The sequence below is a fragment of the Kitasatospora sp. NPDC001660 genome, assembly GCF_053596725.1.
Genome location: NZ_JBSFGU010000023.1, coordinates 60,969 through 74,237, shown reverse-complemented (window position 1 = coordinate 74,237; position 13,269 = coordinate 60,969). Strand labels below are relative to the sequence as shown.

The window sequence follows — 13,269 nt, the reverse complement described above, 5'->3', positions numbered from 1 at the left end:
GTCATGACCAGATGAATGAGTCCGATTCAGCCGTCACGGCCGCGCAGCGTGAGGTAGCCGGCCAGCAGGGCCGCCGTCGCCCAGGCCGCGAGGACCAGCAGACCCGTTCCTGGGCTGGGGCCCGGATCGGCCTTCATGACCTCGGCACCGGCGTGGTCGGGCAGGTAGCAGGCGGCGGTACGCAGCGCCGGGATGGTGTTGGCCACCGGCGAGAGCACGAAGGTGAAGGCGAACAGCAGCGAGAGCGAGAGCGCCGTGCTGCGCAGCATCGTCGCGATGCCCAGCGAGAACAGGCACATGAGGGTCAGGTGGAGGCAGGCCCCGAGGACGGCGCGCAGCGCTCCGGGATGGCTCAGCTCGACGCCGTGCGGGCCCAGGGCCGTCTGGGAGGCGAGGAAGGTGAGGAACGCGGTCGGTACGGCCACGAGCAGGGCCGGCGGCAGCACCAGACCGGCCACCGTCAGCAGCAGGCACCACGCGGTGGCGGTCGCGACCGATCCGAGCAGGACCCGCAGGTGACTGCCCGCGCTGACGACCACGATCGAGCGGTGCGGCGGGTCCTCCAGGCCGCCCGCCTCTCCTATAGGCAGGCCCGCACACTACTGGACGAGCGCACCGTACTACGGGGACCCGGCACGGGCTGGGACCTGCACGAGTACTGGCACTCCGGCCTGACCCACCGCCCCTGACCCAGCAGCGCACTCGGCACAGCCGGGCGATCCACCGGCCCAGGGGGAAGAAGTCGGGAATCGAAAGCAGGCACCTGATCAGCAGATTCCCTGCCGTGACCCCGAGCTGGACCAGCCCTGAGAAAAAACCCGCGCTCTTCTCCCTGCTTCGGAGGGAGATTCCATCCGACCGTCCCCCCGTGATCATGCGCCAGATGCACGGCCGAGCCGGATTTCCCCTGCTCCGCCACCGCATGCCCGCGTCCGCTGCGTGGAGTGCGGCAGCGGGCGCGGGCACGACAGGTTTACCCGGAGGCGGGATGCCCGGCCGGGTGGGTTACAGGGTGCTGCACTGGCCGGTACGGATGCCGGTGACGGTGTTGGGGTGGCCGTCGTTGGTGGGGGGCGGGGTGTTGCCCGAGCAGGACAGGGAACCTCCGATGGTGTTGCCTTCGATCTCGGGGCGGTTGTCCTCGGGGAAGGGCCCGGTGCCGGTGTTGCCGGTGACCATCAGGGATCCGCCGATGTGGTTGCCGACGACCTCCAGACCGCCGGTGTTGTTGCTCAGCTGGACCGACGACTGGATCTGGTTGACGGCGCAGTGGTCGTCGCCGGGATCGCCGATGACGACGAACCTGCTTGCTCCGGTGGCGGTGAGGGAGCCGGTGACGGTGGTGCCGCACACCCCGACCAGGGTGGAGCCGAAAGAGGTGATGCTGCCCTGGACGGTGGAGTTGCCGATGAACAGGGCGGTGCCCGCCCCGGCCGTGACGCTGCCGCGGACGGTGGCGTTGAGGATGCACGTGCTCTCACCGGTGGCGACGACGCTGGCCACGGAGCCGGTGACGGTGCGCGTGCAGTTGACCGTCTGGGTGGCGCTCTCCGCGGCGGGGGCCGGATAGGTGGCGTCGCCGCTGTACTGGGCGGTCAGGGTGTGGCTGCCGGGCAGCAGATTCGACCAGGTCAGGTGGGCCTGGGCGCAGTGGTCGCCTCCGCCGGGGGTCAGTGGTGCGGTGCCCAGGGTGGCGCCGCCGTCGGTGAAGGTGACGGTGCCGGTCGGGATCGTGGTGGAGTTGGGGCAGACGGTGTCGGTGAGCGTGACCGGGTGCCCGAAGAGCGACGGGGTCGGGGAGGCCGTCAACGTGGTGGTCACGGCGGGGGTGACCGTAAATGTGAGGCCGGTGCTGCCGGGGTCAGTGGTGGCGGTGCCACTGGGTTTGGTGAGGCCGGCGGTGAAGGCGTCGGTCATCGGCACCGTCCCGTCGTTGACCTGGGCGACGTGGGTGCGCTGAACCGTGGCGGTCCAGGCTGTGGCCAGGACGACCGCCAGGACGGCCAGCCCGGTTAGCGTGACTGCCCCCGTCTTGCGGGCCCCTACCCGCAGCCACAATCGAAACATGCCGCCCATACCTCCCGTGCCGCGGTTTGCTCCGGCCCGCCCTCTCTCATGTTTGAACACCGACATCTCTGCTCCCAACCGTCGATGACGAGCCGTAGGTACTCACCGTGACATGAACATTTCTTTACGCTTCCGCAGGTGGGCTCGCGAATACAACACGACGGTGATCGTGGCGAGCACACGGAGTCGACAAACACAGCGGGTGGGCAAGTGGTGTGCCGGGGCCGGAGCGCCGGCGAGGATGGCGCCGGCGCAGAAGGAGCGGTGACGCGCTTGATGAGGACCGTCATGCGTCGCTCACGAAGCAGATCAGCCGACTGCGGGGGCGGGGCCTGGTTGGAGTGGTCATCGGCGGCGCCGGAGGAACCTGGAGAGCAGAAGGCACAGAGCGGTGAGGGCGAGGACTGAGAGCCCGGCGACCGCGGGGGTGGGCAGGTGCCCTTGCTGGGCGACCGACGCGGCGACCGCTCCGACGCTACCGGGAGTCGTCGGGAAGGTGATGGTGGCGCGGGTGGTGTGCTCGACCAGGCCGCTTTTGAGCGTGAGCTCCGCGGCCCACGGGCCGTTCGGCAGCGGTGCGTCCAGCGGGACGACCGCATCCGCGAGGTCGCCCGGAGCCAGTGTGGTGCCCTTGGCGGCCGAGAACGGTCCGGCGTGCAGTCCGCCCGGCCCGTCGAAGAGGGAGAGTGCCCCGCTGATGTCCAGGGCGCGGCCCCCCGTGTTGTGGATCCGGGCGCGAACCTCTCCTCGCCCGTCGCGGGCTCGGGTCGGATAGAGCCGCTCGATCTTGAAGTCCGAGGGTGGCTCACCATCGGGACCGACGTCGATGTACATGCGGACGCCCACCCGGCCCAGCACCGTCAGGTTGTGCGAGCGGTCCGTGGGGGTGCTTGTCTGCGCCCAGATGACGCCGTATCGCTCCCCGGCGGCGGCGCCCCTGGGCACCTGGATGATGGTGCGTACCCGCGCCGTTTCGGAGGCCGCGAGCTCAAGGTCCGCCGTGTCGAGTGATGTCCAGCCGGTCAGCTCGTTGGGGGTGTGCTCCGGCGCGAAGGTGAACTCACCCTTCGCGATGGTGGCTGCCGCGGCGTAGACGTTGACGTGCATCGGTGTGGACGACTTGTTGGTGATCTCCACCCGCCGCTCGATGGTCGAGCCGGGTGCGACGTGGTCGACGATGTAGGTGTGCGCCCTGGGATCGGCACGGCGGTTCTCCGGAGCGTCGAGCAGCTTGATGCCGATGGTCCTGCCCGCAGCCGGGTCCTGGGGCGAGGGCGCCCCGGGCGCCCCGTGCCCCGCCGCCGGCATCACCCCGGCGGCCTGCACGAAGGCCAGCATCAGCAGGAGAACCCAGTACCGGCGCACACCCTTCCTTCCGTCAGGCAACGGATTGGGTCAGCGTTCCGGTGTAGGTACCGGCGACGGCGGCGGCGGGCACGTTGACGGCGACTGTCGGGTCCCAGGACGCGGTGTTGTCCCCGACACCGCTGCTCCCGGTGAGTACCGTCTGCGCGGCGTTGCTCAGCGTCACGGTCGTTGGGGTGACGGTGATGGTACCGGTCGTCGTCACCGTCCCGGGCGAGTAGGTGGCGTCGGTGGCGGGAATCGTCGACGCACCGTTCACGAAGTCCGTCTCCGCCGCGGTCACCGTCCAGGAGGCCGAGGCGAGGGCGCGGTCGTCGGTGACGGTACAGGGACCGATCGCCGCGCTGATCGTGGTGCCGGGCGCTCCCGAGCCGAGGACGGCGCTGGCCGGTACCGACAGCGTCAATGCGCCGGACGTGACGGTGAACGTGACCGTGGTGCTGGGGTCGCCCGCCGCCATGGCGAGGCCTGGCTGGACCATGATGAGAGCAGCGGCTGCGGTCGCGACAGGCAGGATTCGTGTGCGCACGATAACTCCCGAGGTAGCCACCCGCCAGCGGACATCCCGGCTGACGGCGGACATGCTGATTGACGGCGGACATGCTGGTTGACGCGACTCGGACAATCGGGCGCGGCCTGTTCACACAAGCCGACGGGATCCGCGTGCATGGCGCCGCAGGGCCCTGATACCGCCGCCGAGACCGTGCTGCTTGATCGAGAAGCGCCGGTATCAGGGGCCGACCCGGTCGTAGCGGAGCGCGGTGAAGCCAACGCCGTCGGAGTAGACCTGCGCGATAGCGGCCGCCCCGACGGCGTTGGTCTCCTGCGCCTGCAGCCGGATCGTCGTCGGCCCGCTGACCCTGATCAGCTCGCTGATCGGCGCAGTCGCGTTACCGCCGTCGACGGCGGTGCCCGGGTGCGGTTTCTCGTCGATGATCTGGTACACGAGCCGCTCGCTCTCCGGCACCTCGGCGCCGGAGGTGACGTTCCACAGCCGCGCGCTCATGAACACGTTCAGCGGCGCCGTGCCCTGGAGGCGTCCGCGGACGTCCGCGTCGAGCTCGTACGTACCCGCCCGGGGAAGCGTGACCTCCAACGGGGTGTCGGTCCACCTGCCGGGCGGCAGGTCGACGATCGTGTGCAGCTTCGCGATCCCCCTGTCCGCACCCGGTGCGGCCGGGGCCGCGCTCACGTTGCTCTGCGCAGTCACCACGGTCATGGCGCCCACGAGCAGCACGGCCGCGGTGGCAGTGAGACCGGTACGCGGGGTTGGCATGCTTCCTCCCGAACGAAGGCGATGGAATGTGCCTCTGACAAGGTAGAAATCACCCACAGCAGGGCCCATCGCCCGAACGGGTGAGGGCCGCTCGCACATCACGCACACGCGCCGCGGGCGCACGCCCACTCGCGGCGGCCCGGCTCGCTCGCGGACCGGGTGGCCGCGCCGAAGGAGACGAGATGACGGTCCGAGCTGCGCGCCCGCGCCGACGTCGTGGCAGGCTTCGAGCAGTTCACCCTCGAGCCCAGCGGCGCCGGTTACGCCATCAAGTCGAACGCCAACGGCAAGTACGTCTCGGCCGAATTCGCCTACGGCGGTGACAACTACGCCGAGCTGCGCGCCCGCGCCGACGTCATCGGCAGTTCCAGTAACCGCGTCGCGGGCACAGGTGCGGCGGGGAGCGCACCACCCGTCGCCCTCGATCCCGTCAGACGACGGGGCTCGGACCTCTCAGGAGGATGTCCGAGCTCCTGGCCGTCACCGACGGCGGGCAGGTGTCCTTCGGCCTTCCGCAGAGCCGCGCGGGCAAGGCACCGCGGCCCGGCCGACCGGAGCACCGGCCGGCCGGCCGGCTCTTGGTCGGGGCGAGCCGGGTCGTTGTCACGGACCTTCGCGCGGAATGCGGTGTTGCGCCCGGTGCCGGTGACGGGGGACGCCCGACGGCTGAGTGACCGTCGGTGTCCAAGCCGCAGGGCGTCCCGGGTAACCTCGCCGGTCGGTGTGTCCGAACGGGCGGGCATACTGGCGCCGTGCCGACCGCCGAGGAACCCCAGCAGCCCCCTTCCCGTGAGCCGGAGCCAATGGCGCCGGGCGGGGCGACACCCGACCCGTTCGAGGGACTCGTCCTGGACGAGCGTTTCATCAGGGACGCCGCCGTCAAGGAGCCGACCGCCCGGACCCGGATGCTCGCCGCGCAGTGGCGGGAGGAGCCGCCGGTGGACCCGGGAGGCCGCCGCTGGGCACCTGGGGCGGCTTCCGACGCGGCCCGCTCACGGTGGACCCGGCCCGGACGCCGGCGCACCGCGCTGATCGCGGTCACCGCTTTCGCGGCGCTGCTGGCCGTCGCGGTCGGAACGGACCCAGCCGGTCTGCTGAACAGGGACGGCTTGGCGGCGCGCGACCCGCAGGCCGTGCCCGCATCGCCCCGGCCGACCGCGGACGTCGCGCTGCCCGGCGGCGGGGTCTCCGACGGCACCAGGTGCGGCACCAAGGGCTTCCACCACTTCGAGCCGGCGCCCGCATCCTTCACCTTCGCCGCCGGACCACAGTCGGACGCCCCACCGCCGGGACCGCAACTCGTCCTCGGCTCCTACGGGTTCTCACGTACCTCGGCGAAGGACCCCGGGCACTTCACCATCGGTCTGGGGCTCGGTCCGGGCGCCGGCGACCGCGCACTGGACCTGTCCGCGCCGCTCGGTCCGCAGGGCGTGGCGGTGGAGATCGAGGGCCCGGACGGCCTGGTCGGCGGGGCCCACGGGCTCCCGCTCACACACGACGACGACGCCCCGTCCGACGCGGGCGGCACCGTCCACGTCGGACCCGAGAACGGCGCCTCCGTAGAGGTGACCCTCCCGGTCGAGGCCCTGTGCCCGGGCTTCGACGGCTTCGCCGTCCAGCAGCGCCTGGCGGCGCCGACCGACTCGCACAACACCATCACCGGCCAGCCGCCCTACCGGCTCACGGTCTCCATCTCCGATCCGGCGATCGGCGCGCTGCGGCGCCAGGTGGGCTCGACGGTGCCGGGCGACGTGCTGGCGACCGACAACCGGATCCCCCGCTGACCGGGGCCACCCGAGGAAGGTTCCGACGACGCTGAACCGGGTTCACGAGTCCCCGTTACCGGTGCCTGGGCGACCTCCACGGCGACCTGACGGCCGCCCAGCACCGGCACAACGGGGCGCAGGATGGCGCGGACCGCGGCGAGCGGGTCTGCTGCGCCCGGGGCCGCGGTCCCGGGCGCAGCAGACGGGGCCGACGGATGCAGCAGCGAGGTTCAGTCTCACGGGAGTTGCTGTTCCTCGGTTTCGGGAAAGTGACCTATTGGCCGTGCACGTGACCGTGTGGAATGACCGCGATCGGGTCGGAGGAGGCCGGGGCCCGACAGCGTCGACGGTCCCGGTGACCGCGGCGGCTTCGAGGCCGGCTTCGAAGCGGGCCGGCGCGGCTGGCTCTGAACCACCACCTCATCCCGGCCCGGGGCCCGCCTGCGGCAGCTGGTCCGAGCGGATGTCGGAGGTCCCTGCGAAGATCACGGCCATGGAGCTCACCACCGCCCTCGCCGGGCTCGACGCCCACCCCTGGGCCGCCGTCAACCACGCCTACGGCCCCGCCGAGGACCTGCCCGGGCTGCTGCGCGCCTTCGCCGAGGGCGGTGAGGACGCCGAGGAGGCACTGGACGAGCTGTACGGCTCGATCGTGCACCAGGGCACCGTGTACACGGCCAGCGTCGACGCCGCCCCGTACCTCGCCCGGATCGCCGCCTGCGGCCGGCAGAGCGTCGACGCGCTCCGACTGCTCGGCCGCCTCGCCCAGAGCGAGGACGAGTACGACGTCGAGCCGGGCGCCGTCCGGGCCGCCGTCACCGCCCAACTGCCGCTGCTCATAACGCTGCTGACCGACGAGGACGCCGCCGTCCGGCAGGCGGCCGGCTGGACGGTCGGCCACACCCGGGACACCGGCACCGCCCTGCCCGCCGTCCGGGCCCGCCTGGCCGCCGAGACCGACCCCGCCGTCCGGGCCGAACTCCTCACCGCGTACGGCCGGCTGGACCGCGCGGGCGCCCTCGCCGAGGCCCGCGCCCTGCTCGGCCCGCACACGCCCGCGCCGCTGCGCCTGGCCGCCGTGTTCACCGCCCTGGACGCCGGGGAACCGTGGCTCGCCGCGCACCGTGACGCCGTCCTCGGCCTGTTGCCCGCGCGCGAGACGGCCAGGTCCGGCTACGCGGACGAGCACCGGGAGCCGCTGCGCACGATCGTCGGGATCCTGCTGGAGCGGGACACGGACGCCGACCGAGACAGTGCCCTCGCCCTGCTCGACGCCGCCCTGCGCGACGAGTGCCCCGAGGTGCGGGCCGAGGCCCTGTGGGCGGCCGACCTCGCCTGCACCCTGTCCCGCGGCGCCCCGCGGTGGCTGATCCCCGCGGTCGCCCCGCTCGCCGCCGACTGGGCGGCCGCCCGGCTGCTGGGCAAGCTCGGCCCGGCCGCCGCCGAGGCCGCGCCCGTCCTCGCCGAACTCGCCGCGCAGCCGGACGACGAGGCGGCCGACCAGGCCCTCGCCGCGCTCGTCCTGGTGGCGCCCCAGGCCGCCGCCCCGCTGCTGGCCCGGGCCCTCGGCCGGCGCCCGCGTGCCATGCAGTGCGCCACCGGGTCCCACGCCCCGGCCGATGCGCCCTTCCCGTTCGACCCGGAGCTGTTCCCCGCGGTCCGCGCCCGCCTGGCCGCCAAGGCGCTGGAGCGTCCCGAGGGGTGCAAGGACTGCGGTTGCTCGACGACCGAGGACCACAACGACACCGCCGGGCTGGTCCACCTGCTGCGGCAATGGGGCCCGCGGGCCGTCGAGGCGCTGCCCGAACTGTGCGCCGTCCTGCCCCGGTTCCAGTACGCCGCCACCGCGATCACCGCCGTCGCCGCCGACATCGGGCCGGAGCAGCGCGAGCAGGCCGCCACCGCCCTGCGGGCCGGCGCCGGGAAGCTGTTCGTGGCGCAGGCGCTGCACGGGCTGACCGGTGAGACCGGACCGCTGTTCGCCGCCGCCGAGGCGGCGCTCGCCACCGGTGTGCGCGGCGCCGCCGAGGGCGCCCGCGCCGTGGCCGGCCTCGGCCCGGCGGCCGCCCGCCTCACCCCGGCCCTGCGGACGGCGCTCGGCCGCACCACCGACCGCGCCACCACGCCGGCGGTGGAAACCGACCTCGCCCTGGCGCTCGCCCTGTGGCGGATCACCGGGGAAGCGGCCGAGGTCCTCCCGGTACTGGCCTCGGTGTTCGACAACAGCGGGGGCCGGCCGTGGTTCCACTGGACGGCCGCCCGCGCCGCCCGCGAGATCGCCGCGCTCGGCCCGGCCGGGCGCCCGCTGACCGCCCGGCTCGAAGCCCTCCTCGACGACCCGGCCCAGGCACCCTCGGCCGTCCTCGGGCTGCTCGCCGTCGCCGACCCGGCGGGCCTCGACCGCGCCCGGCTCGCCGAGGCGGCGCTGCACTCGGCCGAGACCCGCGCCGACCTCAAGGGCGCCTGCGACGCCCTGCGGGCGCTCGGCTCCGCCGCCCTGACGCCGCAGCAGCACGGCCGGCTGACCGCGCTCGCCACCGGGGACCGCCGCCTGGTCGTCTCCGGGGCCGACCACGCGATGATCCGCGAGGACGAACAGCTGCGCGCCGCGCTGGCGTCCGTCCTCGACCGGGTGGGCTGAGGCCCGGGTCCGAAGGAGAGGGGGCGAGAACGCGCCGCCGGTCGGGCCGGAAAGGCACTGTTCGAAGGGTTATTCGTACCGGTAGGAATGGGCCCTGACGCGGACCCGCCGCGTCGCCCGAGAGGAGCCGCTTCCGTGACCCGCCTTCGCGCCGCCGTCCTGACCCTCGGCTGTACCGCCGCCGCCCTCACCCTCACCATGGGCACCGCCCAGGCCGCACCCGGCAGCACCAGCACGATCTGCTCGTCGTCGCTCACCCCGGACGGCTTCGTGGACGTCCAGTGGTGGAACAGCGCCGGCTGCGGCTCCGGCTTCAACCCCAACACCAAGAAGATCATGCAGCTCACCGGCTACCCGGTCGGCACCGTGGTCAACGCCTGCGCCTCCACCTGGCCGCCGGTCGGCTGGACGATCGTGAGCACCTTCTACAGCTCCGGGTGCCAGTACTCCTCGGTGCCGAGCTTCGACAAGAACTCCTGGCAGCTCAAGCGCGTCTCCTGACGGCTGCCGGGCACTCAGGACTCCCGGGCCCCCGGGTGCCGGGCCCCCGGGTGCCGGGCCCCCGGGTGCCGGGCCCCCGAGTGCGGGGTGCGGGGTGCAGGGTGCGGGTCCCCGGCGAGGCCGTCCGCCGGGCACTCCGGAGGCACGCCGCCCGGTCAGGTCCAGGGCGGGGAGGGACGGCCGTCGGGTTCCAGGCCGTAGCACAGCAGTTGGGCCCAGTGCGGGTCGGCGGAACGGCGTTCGGCCGGCGCTTCCAGGGCCTGGCTCCGTCCGGCGTCGGCGGCGCGGCGGCAGGCCTCCTCGGGCTGCTCCGGTTCCAGGTCGGCCAGGTCCCTCTCGTACCCGTCCGTCGTGATGGCCCACAGGGCGACGGCGCTTCCCCGCATGGCGGCGTCGTGGACCTCTTCGTCCAACAACGGATGCTTGTCCCGGCCCATGCGGATCCAGGGGACGGCGAGCTGGGCGTCGTAGTCGCCCGAAGCGAGTGCCCGGGCGGCGAGCCGGTCCATCGCGGACGGGTCGCCGTTGCGTTCCTGGAGCCAGGCGAGGTCCCAGGGGGCGAAACGGCTGCCGGCCTCCGCGTGCGCCCGGTACAGCCGCGCCGCCTCCTCCGGTGCTCCGGCCCGTTCGCGCATGCGTGCCAGGCGCTGGAAGACCGGAGTCCCCCGTGCCCGCGAGCGTGCCCCGCTGCCAGGACAACGGGGCACCGAAACGGGGCCGGGCGACGGCGCAACGGGCCGAGAACAGCCAGGACCGCGGCGAGGCGACGCCGGGGCGACGGGCCGGGCCGCGCCCGGGCGCAGCAGGCCCCCGGAACCGGCCGGAGGCGGGTGGCTGCCAGCAGCCACCCGCCTCCTCGCTTCCTCCGGCGGCTATCGGCCGTCAGCGCAAGCACGCGTCCAGTCGATCAACTTCTGCACCACCTCGATCATGACCCGCTGCTTTCGCTCCGGCATGAAGGGCCAGCAAACCCACGCTGGCGCCGACAGCAAGACGAACAGCAGCAGGGGCAGAAGCGAGAGCGCAGGGAGGAAGACCCTCAACACACCAGGAGTGGGCACAACGTGTCCTTTTACCCGAAGGAATCGAAGTGCGACACCGCGGCCCACCCCTAATCTACTACCTTGCCGCAGCGACGAGCTTAGCGCCTTCGCCACAGGACCACCACGACCACCTGACGGGTGACCAAACCACCACCCCCCGCCCGGTACGCAGACCTACACGACGGGCGGTAGCGGCACCGGCCCGGACGCAACGCGGTGTTCACCGCCCGCGCGGTTCTCCAGCCGCTCCCCGGGCATCGGCACCCGCTCCGTGGCCGGGCCCGACGGGCGGGTGGACCGGGGCGTAGGACCGGCTTGTCGGAGGGAGGTGGCACACTCGCCAGCATGAAGATGATAGAGGCGATCGACGCGGTTCTGACGGCGAACGATCCGCAGGGCGGGCCCGGCTACCAGGGCGAGTTCACGCTGGCGGGGCGGCTGCTGAGCCGCGGGGAGATCGCGGTGTGCGGACTCGACGGCGCCGAGTTCTACACGTTCTCCGCCGTCGCCGACGGGCTGCACGACGTGTACCTGGCGTACGACCGGCACGACGGGCGGGGCACCACCGTCTCCGCGGTCGCGCTGGTCGCCGGTGGCACCACCCCGCAGGAACTGGTGGATGCGAGCTGGGACGAGGCGTCGGACGACGTCAACATGCTGAGCGAGGACGCCTCGGCCATCTACTCCAGCACCCCCGGCAACCTGGCCATCGGCGGAGCACTTCACCGAACCGCGGGCTTCGCCGGCAGCGACAGCCCCGAGGCCCACGCCGTGGCCGAGTTCGCGGCCCAGCAGGCAAGCGGCTCCCGCACCCCCGTGATCGATGCCGTTGTCGACCCGGCCAGCGGCGCGAACGCCCTGGTCTTCCCCACCCGTGACTTCACGGCGAACAGCATCCTGGTCGGCCGGGACGCGCACGGTGCGGGCGTGGGGATCTTCTGGTCCAACTTCGACGGCTGATGGTCCACCGGGGGTATGCGTCCGCGGGGCCGACGGGCTGCTCTGCCGCTGGGTGTGTCTCCTGGGTGTGTCTCTATTCCTCCAGGCCGAGGCCGGCCTTGAGCCGGTCCAGAAGGAGGGGTCCTTCTTCTTCGGGTACGTGAACCGCCCGACCGCCCTGCCGACCGTCCCCACGTCGGGGGCGGTGGCGGTGTACGTCACGGTGACGGTGAGCTTTTTGAAGTTGCCTCCGGGCAGCATCCTCAGCCGTTCGAGCCTGGAGAAGGTCGCCCATTGCGTGGCCTCGAACTGGAACATCCCTTCCGGGATGGGGCCGTTGTCGGCGATGCCGACGCAGCGTGGGTTGTTGAGGTAGGTGTCGTCCGGTTTGCCGCCGCATTCGGCCGCGTCGCCCGGGCATTCCTCCCGGCGCACCGGCGTGTACTTGGCGGGCGCGGTGGCGTGCTGGCCGGGTCTGCCGGGGAGCCGGGTTGCGGGGCTCTGGCAGGATCGGGCGGGCGGTGCGTGCTGCATCCCATTGCTCGTGGCGCGCACCGTCGGTGGGCCTGAGCTGCCCGCTGACGGAGACCGCAGGCTCTGGCGTTGGGCGCTGCCAGGTGGGCAGAGCCGGGCGGGCGGGAGCCGGACGGGCGGCCGGTGGGGCGCGGGCGTGGCGCAGCGCGGCGGTTTGATCTCGTGATGCCGAGGGTGGCCGGCGGTCGGGCGGCGGCGGCCCTTGGCCTACACCGGCGCGGCGGGCGGGCCGTAGAGACCTCGCTGGACAAGGCGCTGCAGCGGTCGGCCGGTCCACGCGATTCGTTGCCACAGGATGCCCCATTCGAGCGAATGTGCTCTCCTGGAAGGAGCAGAGCAACAGATCCCGAAGCGCTGAACAACGATGTGCGGGGGGGCTGGCCTCGCCGAGGAGGCCGCGCCGCCGCGGAAGTGTCGGCCCTGGCGCCGCGCGATGATATTCCGCACGGATCGGGCCAGCGCTGAAGAAGGTGACCCCATGCGCAGGAAATATCTCAGCCTGCTGAGCGTGATCCCCATGCTCGCCAGTTCTGTCGTGGCCGCTTCGGCCGCGTCCGCGTCGGCACCGTCAGCCGCTCTGCCCGCAACCGTCGTTGAGTACTGCGCCACTCCCTACGGACAGCTGACCACCGTAGGGAACGTGGGCGTTCAGGCGTGCATCTCGGCCTACACCAGCCCTGGGTCGGCAGCGCCTGATGCCACGTCGAGCAACCCGGTCGCCCTGATCCGGGTCCCTGTGCAGAACCTGGACAAGGACTACGCACACGGCGTCCTGATAGCCACGTCCATCAGCATCAACGGAGCACCGTGGACGTGGGTGCGCGACCAGGCCGGCGCGTGCAACCTGACGCTCCAGTCAGAAGGGAGCGGCACGCCGCCGCCGGGAGCCTTCGGCAGTTGCCCCGGCGACATAGAGGTCCACGTTTCTCCCGGAGACCAAATCACGGGCAGGGGCGTCGTCTCCGTCGACGGCGGAGCCTCCTGGGTGAACGTCCAAACCCCCACACTGGCAGTGCCGAAGTAGCCCGGGCTGCATCGTCAGGCGAAGTGTTCGTTTCACCGCACTCTGGATGATCCGGCCGACCGCGCCGGTGGCGAGGCATACCCGGCGCCGCGAACCTGCAGGTCCGCCTCCGC

At 72.5% G+C, this 13,269-nt stretch carries 12 protein-coding genes and 1 pseudogene; 7 read left to right on the top strand and 6 right to left on the bottom strand.

What is annotated here, in order from left to right; translation table 11 throughout:
• Window positions 1–26 precede the first annotated feature (26 nt).
• Complete coding sequence (locus ACWCXH_RS23975; RefSeq protein ID WP_449803505.1) at window positions 27–539, bottom strand: hypothetical protein; 513 nt, start codon at window positions 537–539, stop codon at window positions 27–29.
• Window positions 540–569: 30 nt separating this feature from the next.
• On the opposite strand from ACWCXH_RS23975, the pseudogene ACWCXH_RS23970 reads away from it, so the two are divergent.
• Window positions 570–677: pseudogene (locus ACWCXH_RS23970) on the top strand (site-specific integrase); the annotation flags it as partial.
• A 328-nt stretch (window positions 678–1,005) separates the two neighbouring features.
• On the opposite strand, the gene ACWCXH_RS23965 reads toward ACWCXH_RS23970, so the two are convergent.
• The 4 genes from ACWCXH_RS23965 to ACWCXH_RS23950 form a co-directional block, all read right to left on the bottom strand.
• Window positions 1,006–2,067, bottom strand: a complete 1,062-nt coding sequence (locus ACWCXH_RS23965) for an Ig-like domain repeat protein (protein ID WP_449803504.1) — start codon at window positions 2,065–2,067, stop codon at window positions 1,006–1,008.
• Window positions 2,068–2,412: 345 nt separating this feature from the next.
• Complete coding sequence (locus tag ACWCXH_RS23960; protein WP_449803503.1) at window positions 2,413–3,432, bottom strand: COG1470 family protein; 1,020 nt, start codon at window positions 3,430–3,432, stop codon at window positions 2,413–2,415.
• A 13-nt stretch (window positions 3,433–3,445) separates the two neighbouring features.
• The gene (locus ACWCXH_RS23955; protein ID WP_449803502.1) at window positions 3,446–4,015 is read right to left on the bottom strand and encodes a hypothetical protein; all 570 of its coding nucleotides are present in this window, start codon (window positions 4,013–4,015) and stop codon (window positions 3,446–3,448) included.
• A gap of 147 nt (window positions 4,016–4,162) precedes the next feature.
• Window positions 4,163–4,708, bottom strand: a complete 546-nt coding sequence (locus ACWCXH_RS23950) for a hypothetical protein (RefSeq protein WP_449803501.1) — start codon at window positions 4,706–4,708, stop codon at window positions 4,163–4,165.
• A 752-nt stretch (window positions 4,709–5,460) separates the two neighbouring features.
• On the opposite strand from ACWCXH_RS23950, the gene ACWCXH_RS23945 reads away from it, so the two are divergent.
• From ACWCXH_RS23945 to ACWCXH_RS23935, 3 genes are all read left to right on the top strand, one after another.
• The gene (locus ACWCXH_RS23945; protein WP_449803500.1) at window positions 5,461–6,492 is read left to right on the top strand and encodes an SCO2583/SCO2584 N-terminal domain-containing protein; all 1,032 of its coding nucleotides are present in this window, start codon (window positions 5,461–5,463) and stop codon (window positions 6,490–6,492) included.
• Between the two features lie 475 nt (window positions 6,493–6,967).
• Window positions 6,968–9,115: a hypothetical protein gene (locus ACWCXH_RS23940; protein WP_449803499.1), complete on the top strand. Its 2,148-nt coding sequence runs from the start codon at window positions 6,968–6,970 to the stop codon at window positions 9,113–9,115.
• 135 nt (window positions 9,116–9,250) lie between these two features.
• Entirely contained in the window at window positions 9,251–9,616 is a 366-nt protein-coding gene (locus ACWCXH_RS23935) for a hypothetical protein (RefSeq protein WP_449803498.1), read from the top strand.
• A 155-nt stretch (window positions 9,617–9,771) separates the two neighbouring features.
• Here ACWCXH_RS23935 and ACWCXH_RS23930 read toward each other — a convergent pair whose 3' ends face one another.
• Window positions 9,772–10,251, bottom strand: a complete 480-nt coding sequence (locus tag ACWCXH_RS23930; RefSeq protein ID WP_449803497.1) for a hypothetical protein — start codon at window positions 10,249–10,251, stop codon at window positions 9,772–9,774.
• A gap of 753 nt (window positions 10,252–11,004) precedes the next feature.
• Between ACWCXH_RS23930 and ACWCXH_RS23925 the strand changes: the two genes are divergently transcribed.
• The 3 genes from ACWCXH_RS23925 (at window position 11,005) to ACWCXH_RS23915 (ending at window position 13,156) form a co-directional block, all read left to right on the top strand.
• Window positions 11,005–11,619 carry a hypothetical protein gene (locus ACWCXH_RS23925; RefSeq protein ID WP_449803496.1) on the top strand — a complete coding sequence of 205 codons (615 nt, stop codon included), beginning with the start codon at window positions 11,005–11,007 and terminating at the stop codon, window positions 11,617–11,619.
• Between the two features lie 139 nt (window positions 11,620–11,758).
• The gene (locus ACWCXH_RS23920) at window positions 11,759–11,974 is read left to right on the top strand and encodes a hypothetical protein (RefSeq protein ID WP_449803495.1); all 216 of its coding nucleotides are present in this window, start codon (window positions 11,759–11,761) and stop codon (window positions 11,972–11,974) included.
• 636 nt (window positions 11,975–12,610) lie between these two features.
• The gene (locus ACWCXH_RS23915; protein ID WP_449803494.1) at window positions 12,611–13,156 is read left to right on the top strand and encodes a hypothetical protein; all 546 of its coding nucleotides are present in this window, start codon (window positions 12,611–12,613) and stop codon (window positions 13,154–13,156) included.
• The last annotated feature ends 113 nt before the right edge of the window (window positions 13,157–13,269 follow it).